The sequence below is a fragment of the Gordonia alkanivorans NBRC 16433 genome (assembly GCF_000225505.1).
GTDB classification, from domain to species: domain Bacteria; phylum Actinomycetota; class Actinomycetes; order Mycobacteriales; family Mycobacteriaceae; genus Gordonia; species Gordonia alkanivorans.
In genome coordinates, this window is the sequence record NZ_BACI01000050.1 from 178629 (window position 1) to 189783 (window position 11155).

The window sequence follows — 11155 nt, forward strand, 5'->3', positions numbered from 1 at the left end:
CATCGGGTCGATTGTCGCGCGCGCCGACCGCCACGGTTCTACATTCAACCAATGGCCGCACCGGAGAATCGGAAGTCGGAAGAGGGTCTGAGTCGGCTGATCGCGTTCGCGGACGCGGTGGTGGCGATCGCGCTCACGCTGCTGGTGCTCCCGCTGGTCGACATCGCCAACGACCTGCGCGAGGAGACCTCGGTCGCCGAGGTGGTGTCCGACCATGCGCTCGAGCTGACCAGCTTCTTCGTCAGCTTCGTGGTGATCTGGGTGCTCTGGCGGCAACACCATCGGGCGATGGAGTACTTCCGTTCCTACGACTCGGTTCTGATCAATCTCACCTTCGTGTGGCTGCTGACCATCGTGGTGCTGCCGTTCGCGACCGCGATGGTCGACGACAGCCGGGTTGAGTGGGCGAACGTGCTCTACATCGGCTTGCTCGCCATCTCGGTGGCGTCGCTCGTCGGGATCGCTCAGTGGGGGCATCGGCACCGGGAGCTGCTCGTCGACGACGAGGCCACCGACCGCTGGGCCAGGTCGTCGGGTGGGTGGGGCACCCTCCTGGCCCTGGCGGTGGCGCTGGTCATCGCGCTGGTCTACCCGAAAAGCGGGAACTGGCCGCTTCTGCTGCTGCTCTTCACCGATCCGATCGAGCGGACGCTGGACCGCCTCCGCAACCGCGACTGAGAGCCGACTATCGCAGGCGCGCAGCAGCTTCGGCGACCGCGAGATGCGGGGCGCCCAGCAACTGCGACGACGCCTGTGCGCGCTTGAAGTACAGCTGGATGTCGTGTTCCCAGGTGATGCCGATGCCGCCGTGCAACTGGATGGCCTCGCCGGTGATTCGCCGGAAGGCATCCGAGCAGTACACGTGGGCGGCGAGGGCCAGTTCGGACGCTTCGGGGTCGTCGCCGGCGACCGCGGCGACCGCCGCACGCGAGATCGAACGAGCGGTCTCGACGAGAACGTACATGTCGGCCATGCGGTGCTTCAGCGCCTGGAACGAGCCGATGGTGCGGCCGAACTGCTTGCGCGACTTGGTGTACTCGACGGTGAGGTCGAGGGCGCGCTGGGCGCCGCCGACCTGCTCGGCGGAGAGCATCGCCCACCCGAGCGTCCGCAGGCGTGCGGCGAGGTCGGCCGGTGCGGGGATCGCGGTGGACACGACCTCGTCGAACCGCACCGAGGACAACGCACGCGTCGGATCGAGAAGAGGCAACGGCGACACCGTCACACCGGCCGCATCAGCGGCGACCGAGTGCATCGTCACGTGCTCACCGGGCCCCGATGCCAATACCAGGAAGGTGTCCGCGGACTCGGCATCGACGACGAAGTGTGCGGTGCCGGAGAGCAATCCGGCGTCGGCGTGCACGCCGGGGGTGTCCCAGCCGCGTTCGCCGGCCCAGCACAGGGCGGCCGTCTGCTCACCGGCGGCCAGCGCGGGAAGCAGCTGCGACGCGGTGTCGTCGTCCTGCGCCAGCAGGATCGCGCCGGTCGCCAGCACCGAAGACCCGAAGGCGGGCACCGGACTCAGGGTCGCACCGAGTTCTTCGAGGACAGCGGCCAACTCGGCCCACGACGCCCCCGCACCGCCGGCGTCCTCCGGGATGGGAAGTGCCGCCACCCCGATCTCGGTGCACAGGGTCTCCCACAGGCCGCGGTCGACGCGTCCGGTCGACGCCATGGCCGTGCGCACCGAGGCGGTGTCTCCCCGGCGTCGCAGCAGATCACGCACCGCCTCGGCCAGTGCCTCACGTTCCTCGGCGGAGATCGCGAGCGTCTCGGTGGTCACAGTGTCTCCAGGATGCGTCGACGATGGACTGCGGGCGAGCCCCAGGCGGACAGGAGCGCGCGGGTCTTGGTGATGTACAGCGAGATGTCGTGTTCGGCGGTGTAACCGATCGCCCCGAGCACCTGCAGCGAGCGGCGGGCCGAAAGGTGCGCGGCGTCGGCCGCCGCGACCTTGGCCGCCGACACGTCGCGCGACACGTTGGTGTCCTCGGGCACCTGGCCGTCGATGCCGAGTGCTGCGGCATGGACCAGGGGACGGGCCATCTCGAGTGCGATGGCCACATCGGCGAGGTGGTGCTTCACGGCCTGGAAGGACCCGATGGGCCGGCCGAACTGCTTGCGGGTCTGTGCATATTCGCTGGCGAGGGCGAGCATCGCCTGACCGAGTCCGAGGAGCTCGGCTGCGGTGGCGAGTGCCCCGGCGTCGACGGCGTCGGACGGGTCGATGCCGGTGGCCAGCGTCTTGTCCGGAGCCACCCGTGACAGTGTGCGGGTGGTGTCCACCGAGGGTTCGGTGCTGAGCACGGTGGCCGTCGACAGGACGCCGTCCTCCACGACGTACACGTCGGCGGAATCGACATCGGGCGCGAGCGGCTGCAGCGGGGCGATGGCACAGGTCGCCAGCCGCCCCTCGGCGAGATCCTGGAGGGGGCCGTTCACGTCCGCGTCTCGCAACAGGATCGGCAGGACGGCAACGCTTTCCACGATCGGTCCGGGAGCGCAGTGGCGTCCGAGCTGTTCGACGGCGACGATCATCTCGACGGCGCCGGCGCTGCTGCCGCCGTGGGATTCGTCGATGAGGAGGCCGCTGATCCCGGCGTCGGCGAGCTGGGAGTAGACCTTGGTGACCGCGGTCCGGTCACCGGCCGCCCATGCTCTCGCCGCGGCGGGCATGTCGGCCTTGCCGAGCATGGCGTCGACGGTGGCGGCGAGGTCCGTGTGGATGTCGGAGAGTTGGAAGTCCATGTGGTATCAGCGATCTCCGCGAGGAAGGCCGAGGAGTCGCTCGGCGATGACATTGCGTTGGATCTCGTTGGTGCCGGCGTAGATCGGGCCGGACAGGGAGAACAGGTAGCCGTCCATCCAGGCGTCGTCGAGTTCGGCGTCCGGTCCCTGTAGATCGAGGGCGGTCTCGTGGGCGGCGATGTCCCACTGCGACCAGAAGACCTTGTTGATCGAGGACTCCATGCCGAGCTGTCCGCCTGCGGAGAGCCGGCTCACGGTGTGCCAGGTCGACAACTCGTAGGCGCGCGCCCCGATCCAGGCGTCGGCGACCCGCGCATCGGCGTTGGCCGTCGAGGGCACCTCGTCGCGCTTCGACCGCCACAGGTCGACGAGGCGGTCGGTGGTGGCGAGGAAGCGGCCCGGTGCTCGCAGCGAGAGTCCGCGCTCGTTGGCGGCCGTGCTCATCGCCACCCGCCAGCCGTTGTCCACCTCGCCGATGACCCCGGACTCGCCGGGGTTCGCGGGGTCGTCGGGCACGAAGACGTTCTCCAGGAACAGCTCTGCGAAACCCGCCTCGCCGTCGAGCTGCGCGATGGGACGGACGGTGACGCCCTCGGCACGTAGGTCGAACATGAAGTAGGTGAGGCCCCTGTGTCGCTGGGCCTCCTTGTCGGTGCGGAAGAGGCCGAAGGCCCGGTCGGCGAAACTCGACCGCGAACTCCACGTCTTCTGCCCGTTCAGCAGCCAGCCGCCGTCGGTGCGGACCGCGGTCGAACGGAGCGAGGCGAGGTCGCTGCCCGCCTCCGGCTCGCTCCACGCCTGGCCCCAGATGTCGTCGGCCCGGGCCATCCGCGGCATGATGCGTTCCAGCTGAGCGGGATTCGCGTGCTCGAAGAGGGTCGGGGCGAGCAGGAAGATGCCGTTCTGGCTCACCCGGCCCGGTGCGCCCGAGCGGTAGTACTCCTCCTCGAAGATCACCCAGTGGAGGAGGGGAGCGTCGCGGCCGCCGTACTCCTCGGGCCAGCTGACGACCGACATGCGGTCGGCGGCCATCGTGCGCTCCCACTCGCGGTGGGCCTCGAAGCCCTCCGCGGTGTCCATGGACGGGAGGGGTTCGCGCGGAACGTGTTCGGCCAGCCAGGAGCGGACCTCGGCCCGGAACTGCTCGGCCGCGTCGTCGAAGAGCAGGTCCATGTCAGCTACCCGATCCTGCCGAGGCCTTCATCGACTTGGCGTCCATGCCGCCGAGCGAATCGCCGCCCGACGCCTCGGCATTGGCCGAGTGGGCGAAGTGGTGCCAGCCGAAGACCGAGTCCATCGAGTTGCGGAGTCCCATCTGGTCCTCGCAGATGTTGACGGCCTTCTTGCTGAGGAACAACCCCTGCATCGGCATCGAGACCGCCTTCTCAACGATCTCGTTCACCTTGGTCTCGAGCCCGTCGCGCGGCACGACGTGGTTGACCATGCCCCAGTCGGCTGCCTGCGTGGCGGTGAAACGCTCGCCGGTGAACAGGATCTCCTTCGCGCGGCGGGTGCCGAGGGCATATGCGTGCGCGAAGTACTCGACGCCCGGGATGCCCATGCGTGCCACCGGGTCGGAGAAGAACGCATCGTCGGAGGCGACGATGAAGTCGCAGATCCAGGCCAGCATCAGGCCGCCGGCGATGCAGGCGCCGTGGACCTGGGCGATGAGCGGCTTGGGGATGTCGCGCCAACGGCGGCACATCCCCATGTACACCTCCATCTCGCGGGCGAGGCGCTGATCGGCACCGGTCTTGTCGGTGTGATCCCAGTGCAGGACGGCGGCGTTCTCGTAGTAGGTGTCGAAGTCGCGCTCCGGGGTGCCGATGTCGTGTCCGGCCGAGAAGTGCTTGCCGTTCGCGCGCAGGACGATGACCTTCACGGTCGTGTCCTCGACGGCCTTGCGGAAGGCGGCGTCGAGCGAATACGTCATGACCGAGTTCTGTGCATTGCGGTACTCGGGACGGTTCAGTGTCACGTACGCGACGGCACCTTCGGGCCCGCCGACCTCGTAGGCGACCGGAGAGGTGTCCGGGCCGAGATCGTCGGGGCCGAGTGCGGGCGGGATGGCGGCATCACTCATGCCCACGAGCCTAACCTAGCAAGTGCTTGGTTGGTAGCCCGGCGTCAGGGAACGACGATCGTCCCGCTGCAGCTCGTCGACGGCACGCTCCACAGCGCGTTGCGGTTCGTCGCGCCGAAGGTCACAGCCACCCGGCCCTTGCCGATCGTCTTCACCGGGATGACGAAGTAGTGGACACCCTGGTAAGGCGGGTTCACCTTGGTGTTGCTGACCTTGAAGCCACGTTTGCCGGTGGACAGGTTGTGCCAGTCCATCCGCAACGACGACTGGTAGCCGCCGGGGAAGTAGCTGGGGAAGTCCGCGGCGATGTAGGCATCGCCACCGTAGGTGCTGACGATGGCGCGTCTCACCATGAACGGGAGGTCGACGATGTTCGGGCTCGGGCCGATGCAGTTCGAGACCGGGAACTCGCGCGCCGCCTCGGCTTGTCCCGTGCCGGCGAGGCCGAGTCCTGCTGCGGCTGCGACCGACAGGGTCGCCGCGGCCAACCTGGTGAACGTCTTCGTCCGGGCCATGCTCGAACTCCTCGTGTCGTGGGAACGATCGGCCCGCGGCCGACTTCCGGCGATTGTCGCGAATCCAGCGGGGTTTCGTTGCGGAGTACCGGAATCTATCGCAGATGCGAGGAGATCTCTTCGGCCGCTGCGCGGGTGGCGTCGGCGATCGAGTGCAGATCCGCGACGTCCAGTGTGGAGTTCGGGCACGCGACCATCGCGGCGACGACCCGCCCCGTGTGGTCGAAGATCGGCGCACCGATGGTCACCACCGGAACGCCCTCGCGGGCGCCGGCGTCGAGCTCGTCCGGCAGGTAGTCGATCACCGACAGTTCGGTCAGCAGGTCTCCGACCCGGCTGCGCAGGTTCTCCGACATGGTGTCCAGGGAGTTCAGGGCGTCGATGATCGCTACGTGGTCGTCGGTCATCCGCTCGATCGAGTAGCCGCGTTCGGCGATCACGTCGAGGATCATGCGCAACCGGGTGCGGGTGGGCTCGGCGGCCTGAGCGATCCAGGCATCACGTGCCTCCGCCGGGTCCCAGGCGACGAATTCGCGGCAGATCGGCGGGCGGATCCGGATGCGGCTTCCGTTGCGAAGCCACGGATGCGGTTCGGAGTCGGCCGCGAGATGCGGTGGGAAGGCGTGCGCCGCGAGCGTGACGACGTCGGTCGAGGATCGGCGGGCCACGAAGAAGGGGATCGAGAAGCGTCCACAGAGGTCGTGCGCGGCTACCGCCGCCCATCGGTCGAGGTGATCGGCGTCCGCGGCTGCCCGTGCGAGGGCTCGGAATTCCGGGCCGATCCCGTATTTCCCGGTGGCGGGATCGCGGCTCAACCAGCCGTGTTCGGTCAGTTCGGCGACGATAGCGTGTGCCGTCGCACGCGAGAGCGAGGTCTGCCGGACAATCTCGGCGAGGGTCAGTGCCGGTTGATCGGCACCGGCCAGCAGTTGGACGATGTGGACGACCCGCGAGGTGGGTGGCGACGCCGCGCGCGACGGTTGACGCGCATCGGAGAGGTCGCCTACGGTCGGTGTCACATTGTCAACACTTAGTGTCGAATATTCGACATGTCAAGGGGGGTTGCGCACGGTGACGAGCATGACCGAAGCGAACGGCGGCAGCGCCGGCGACCGGCAGGCACACCGACCGGGCCGGCACGGGTACGAGTTGTCGCATCTCGCGGCTCTCGAAGCGGAGTCCGTGCACATCTTCCGCGAGGTCGCGGCGACCTTCGAACGTCCGGTGCTGCTGTTCTCGGGCGGCAAGGACTCGGTCGTCATGTTCCACCTGGCGCGCAAGGCGTTCTGGCCCGCGCCGATCCCGTTCCCGCTGATGCACGTCGACACCGGACACAACTTCGACGAGGTGATCGCCTACCGCGACCGGGTGGTCGCCGAGACCGGCGTCCGACTGATCGTGAGCTCGGTCCAGGACGACATCGACGCCGGACGCGTCGTCGAGCAGACGGGTCCCGGAGCGAGCCGCAACCGCCTCCAGACCACGGCTCTGCTGCGGGGTATCACCGAGAACCGCTTCGACGCCGTGTTCGGCGGTGCGCGTCGCGACGAGGAGAAGGCGCGCGCGAAGGAACGCGTCTTCAGCTTCCGGGACGAGTTCGGCGCGTGGAACCCGCGGGACCAGCGGCCCGAACTGTGGCGGCTCTACAACGGGCGCCATGCGAAAGGGGAGCACATCCGGGTCTTCCCCCTGTCGAACTGGACCGAACTCGACATCTGGCAATACATCGCCGAGGAGAGCATCGACCTGCCGTCGATCTACTACGCGCACCAGCGGGAGGTGATCCCCCGCGACGGCATGCTGCTCGCGAAAACCCGTTTCCTCCAGGAACTCCCGGGGGAGGAGATCCGAACGGAGACGGTGCGCTTCCGGACCGTGGGCGACGCCACCTGCACCGGGTGCGTCCTGTCGGCGGCCGACGACGTCCGCAAGGTGATCGAGGAGATCGAGGTGACCCGGGTGACCGAACGCGGGGCCACGCGCGCCGACGACCGGATCTCCGAGTCGGGCATGGAGGATCGCAAGAAGGAGGGGTACTTCTGATGAGCGGGGTCAATGCTGCCGGGGGTGCCACCGAGATGTTGCGGCTCGCCACCGCTGGTTCCGTCGACGACGGCAAGTCGACACTGATCGGCCGGTTGCTGTACGACTCCAAGGCGATCTTCACCGATCAGCTGGAGTCGATCGAGCGGACCAGCGCGGAGCGGGGCGACGAGTACGCCAACCTCGCGCTCCTGACCGACGGTCTGCGGGCCGAGCGCGAACAGGGCATCACGATAGACGTGGCGTACCGCTATTTCGCCACTCCCAGGCGGAAATTCATCATCGCCGACACCCCTGGCCACGTGCAGTACACCCGCAACATGGTGACCGGGGCGTCGACCGCGGATCTGGCCATGATCCTCATCGACGCCCGCAAGGGGGTGCTGGAACAGACCCGGCGACACGCGTTCCTCTCGACGCTGCTCGGGATTCCGCACCTGACGGTCTGCGTCAACAAGATGGACCTCGTCGACTGGTCGCAGGAACGCTTCGACGAGATCTGCGCCGACTTCATCGATTTCGCGGCCAAGCTGAACGTCGTCGACCTCACCTTCATCCCGATGTCGGCGCTACGCGGCGACAACGTCGTCGAACAGTCGACCGCGATGCCGTGGTACGAGGGCAGGCCGCTCCTCAACCACCTCGAGCACGTCTACATCGCATCCGACCGCAACCTCATCGACGCCCGCCTGCCGGTGCAGTACGTCATCCGTCCGCAGCGCAGCGATGGCGCCGACCACCGCGCGTATGCGGGTACGGTCGCCGGCGGCGTGTTCGCCAAGGGCGACGAGATCGTGGTTCTGCCAAGCGGATTCAGTACCACCATCACCGAGATCTGGGAACCGGGCGGGGCCCGCGTCGACGAGGCGTTCGCATCGATGGCCGTGTCGGTGGAGCTCGCCGACGAGATCGACATCGTGCGCGGCGACATGCTCGCGCGGCCGAACAACCGGCCGTACGTCGGGCGCGACATCGACGCGATGGTGTGCTGGTTCGCCGAAGACGCGGATCTCCGCTCGCACAACCGCTATCAGCTCCTGTGCGGAACGCGACTGACCCGCGCGCAGATCACCGGCCTCAACTACCGGCTCGACGTCAACTCGCTGCACCGCGACGAGAACGCCGAGGCGCTGTCGCTCAACGAGATCGGCCGGGTGACCCTGCGTACGCAGGAACCGGTCATGTTCGACTCGTACCGGCGCAACCGGGACACCGGCAGCTTCATCCTCATCGACGAGGCCACCAACCGCACCGTGGGCGCGGGCATGATCAACGCTCCGGTCAGCCACGACAGCCACATCGTCTGGCAGGCCAGCAAGGTCGACCGCGAACACCGGGCGCACCGCGGTGCCACCATCTGGCTCACCGGACTCTCCGGTTCGGGGAAGTCGTCGCTCGCCGTCGAACTCGAGCGGCGATTCGTCGCCGAGGGCCGGCCCGCCTACCTGATGGATGGTGACAACCTCCGGCACGGGCTGAACTCCGACCTGGGCTTCTCCGACGACGACCGGCGCGAGAACATCCGCCGGACCAGCGAGGTCGCGGCGCTCTTCGCCGATTCGGGTGCGGTCGCGATCGTGTCGCTGATCAGCCCGTTCGCCGAGGAACGGCAGCGCGCCCGCGAGATCCACGCCCAGCGGGGTCTGCCGTTCTACGAGATCTTCGTCGACACCCCGATCGAGGAGTGCGAGCGGCGGGACCCGAAGGGGCTGTACGGCAAGGCTCGCCGGGGCGAGATCAGTCAGTTCACCGGTATCGACTCGCCGTATGAACGGCCGGCCGACGCAGAGCTCGTCATCACCCCCGACGACGGCGCGCCCGCCGAGGTCGCCGACATGGTCCTCCGTAACCTGGGACTGTAAGAAACGCCGGTTGGCCGGGGACACCCCTGGGTATGCAGCGACTGATCAGCACAACGCCAGAGAGGGAATCCCGTGACCGACGATCGAGCACTCGCAGGCGAACTGGCCACCGCGGCAGGAGAACTCCTCCTGGACATTCGCAAGACCAGCGGGCTGACCGGCAAGGAGCTGGGAAACGCCGGCGATGCGCAGTCCAACGATTTCCTGCTTCGACGGCTCGCGGGGGAGCGACCCGACGACGCGGTGCTGTCGGAGGAATCGGCGGACGACAAGTCCCGACTCCAGGCGGAGCGGGTCTGGATCGTGGACCCGGTCGACGGCACCCGTGAGTACGGCACCTACGAGCCGGGAGCCGGCCGCGCCGACTGGGCCGTTCATGTGGCGCTGTGGTCGGCGACCGACGGTCTGATCGCCGGTGCGGTGGCACTCCCGGCGCTCGGCGTGACCTACGTCGACGACGAGACGGTCGTCGAACCCACCGAGGGACTGGCCTCGCGGCCGCGTACCGGTGTGCCCCGCGTCGTCGTCAGCTCGTCGCGCCCACCGGCTTTCGCCGACGAGGTCGCCGCCGCGGTCGGCGGTGAACTCCTGCCGATGGGTTCGGCCGGCGCGAAGGCGATGGCGGTGGTCCGCGGTGAGGCGGACGCGTATGTGCACGCCGGTGGTCAGTACGAATGGGATTCGGCCGCACCGGTGGCCGTCGCGCAGGCGAAGGGTCTCTGGTGCGGACGCATCGACGGCTCGCCCCTGGTCTACAACAACGACGACACGTATCTGCCCGACCTGGTGATCTGCCGACCCGAATACGTCGAGGCGATCCTCACCGTCACGACCGAGGGTGCGGGCGGCTGACGCACGGCCGCGTGTTCCGGGAACCCCGGCTCAGTGCGTCAGCACGACCTTGATGACGACGATCGCGGTGGCCACCACGGTGACCGCGCCGGCGCCGATCAGCGTCGCGCGATTGGGCCGTTCGTTGTTCAGTCGGTCGATGACGAAAACCGTTCCGCCGATTCGTAAGAGGATCACGATCTCCGCGGCGAGCTGGGCGGTGCGCGGATCGATCCAGCCGACCCAGGCCATCGCCAGGATGAGACACGGGACCGACGCGGAGGACAGGATCGGCACCGAGTCCCGCAGATTGTGAAGAACCATCGACTTGTTCGGATGGATGGCGCCCTCGTGCACGCGGCGTCCCACGGCCTCGGCGAAGACATGCGCGACGAAGGTCGACGCCGCCGTGCCGAGCAGGATCAGGATGCCGACGAAATCGTCGGTGAGGTGCAGCGGGATCAGCGCCGCCAAGATCAGGATGTTGCCGTAGATGTAGGCGCTGATGCGGGGGGCGGCGTGTTCACGGTCCAGCGGATTGCTGCGCGAGAACAACGGGCCGTGCAGCACTGTCCACGGGCGAGCGGTCATGGACAACGAAAGTATCAGCGAGTGGGCACGAGTTCACCGACAACGTCGGCGACCTTGTCCTCGAGGCGGGTGAGGCAGACCGTCGCCGCGACGGTGGCGACCTGGTCGGCGTTCGACTTCACCCCGAGTGCTGCCACGGCGGCCGCACGCCCCTCGTCCTCGAGTGCGCGGAATTCGCGGCAGCTCAGGGCCTTGGCGTCGCCGGCGTCGGCGGAGCCCGTCGGCCGGGGTGTGCCCGTCGACGGCCGGGCCGCCGAGCTCTCGGCGGTGCCCGGTGCTGCCGGAGTGGCCTGCTCGGTGCTGGTCTGCTCGACCGAGGTCTGTTCCGAGACCGTCGTCGTCGGCGCGGGTTCGGCGTCGTCGGACGAGCAGCCGGCCAGCGACAACGACAGCGCGGCAGCCCCGGCGAGCAGGGCGGGACGGAACAGACGAGCGCGGGACATGAGGAAACCTCTCTGGGGATTCGAGTCTCGGTTATCGAG

Annotated in this window: 12 protein-coding genes; 4 read left to right on the forward strand and 8 right to left on the reverse strand. The window is 68.2% G+C overall.

Annotated features, from left to right (window positions below):
* Positions 1-51: 51 nt before the first annotated feature.
* Entirely contained in the window at positions 52-678 is a 627-nt protein-coding gene (locus tag GOALK_RS08815; RefSeq protein WP_006358455.1) for a TMEM175 family protein, read from the forward strand.
* Between the two features lie 7 nt (positions 679-685).
* On the opposite strand, the gene GOALK_RS08820 is transcribed toward GOALK_RS08815, so the two are convergent.
* The 6 genes from GOALK_RS08820 to GOALK_RS08845 form a co-directional block, all read right to left on the reverse strand.
* Positions 686-1783, reverse strand: a complete 1098-nt coding sequence (locus GOALK_RS08820) for an acyl-CoA dehydrogenase family protein (RefSeq protein ID WP_006358456.1) — start codon at positions 1781-1783, stop codon at positions 686-688.
* Complete coding sequence (locus tag GOALK_RS08825) at positions 1780-2748, reverse strand: acyl-CoA dehydrogenase family protein (protein ID WP_006358457.1); 969 nt, start codon at positions 2746-2748, stop codon at positions 1780-1782. Before GOALK_RS08825 ends, GOALK_RS08820 begins: the two co-directional genes overlap by 4 nt.
* Positions 2749-2754: 6 nt before the next feature.
* Positions 2755-3921: an acyl-CoA dehydrogenase family protein gene (locus tag GOALK_RS08830; protein ID WP_006358458.1), complete on the reverse strand. Its 1167-nt coding sequence runs from the start codon at positions 3919-3921 to the stop codon at positions 2755-2757.
* Position 3922: 1 nt separating this feature from the next.
* A complete protein-coding gene (locus GOALK_RS08835; RefSeq protein ID WP_040004078.1) occupies positions 3923-4831 on the reverse strand; it encodes an enoyl-CoA hydratase in 909 nt (302 codons plus the stop codon).
* 44 nt (positions 4832-4875) lie between these two features.
* Complete coding sequence (locus GOALK_RS08840) at positions 4876-5346, reverse strand: hypothetical protein (RefSeq protein ID WP_006358460.1); 471 nt, start codon at positions 5344-5346, stop codon at positions 4876-4878.
* 95 nt (positions 5347-5441) lie between these two features.
* Positions 5442-6365, reverse strand: a complete 924-nt coding sequence (locus tag GOALK_RS08845; protein ID WP_006358461.1) for an IclR family transcriptional regulator — start codon at positions 6363-6365, stop codon at positions 5442-5444.
* Between the two features lie 61 nt (positions 6366-6426).
* Here GOALK_RS08845 and cysD point away from each other — a divergent pair, with 61 nt between their 5' ends.
* The 3 genes from cysD (at position 6427) to GOALK_RS08860 (ending at position 10103) form a co-directional block, all read left to right on the forward strand.
* On the forward strand, positions 6427-7389 hold the full coding sequence (cysD, locus tag GOALK_RS08850; RefSeq protein ID WP_006358462.1) for a sulfate adenylyltransferase subunit CysD: 963 nt from the start codon (positions 6427-6429) through the stop codon (positions 7387-7389).
* On the forward strand, positions 7389-9251 hold the full coding sequence (gene cysC, locus GOALK_RS08855; RefSeq protein ID WP_006358463.1) for an adenylyl-sulfate kinase: 1863 nt from the start codon (positions 7389-7391) through the stop codon (positions 9249-9251). Before cysD ends, cysC begins: the two co-directional genes overlap by 1 nt.
* A 72-nt stretch (positions 9252-9323) precedes the next feature.
* Positions 9324-10103 (forward strand): 3'(2'),5'-bisphosphate nucleotidase CysQ, encoded by a 780-nt coding sequence (locus tag GOALK_RS08860; protein ID WP_006358464.1) that lies wholly within the window; start codon positions 9324-9326, stop codon positions 10101-10103.
* A gap of 30 nt (positions 10104-10133) precedes the next feature.
* Here the strand turns inward: GOALK_RS08860 and GOALK_RS08865 are convergent, their stop codons facing one another.
* The gene (locus tag GOALK_RS08865; RefSeq protein WP_006358465.1) at positions 10134-10673 is read right to left on the reverse strand and encodes a hypothetical protein; all 540 of its coding nucleotides are present in this window, start codon (positions 10671-10673) and stop codon (positions 10134-10136) included.
* Between the two features lie 14 nt (positions 10674-10687).
* Entirely contained in the window at positions 10688-11116 is a 429-nt protein-coding gene (locus tag GOALK_RS08870) for a hypothetical protein (RefSeq protein WP_006358466.1), read from the reverse strand.
* Positions 11117-11155: the final 39 nt, after the last annotated feature.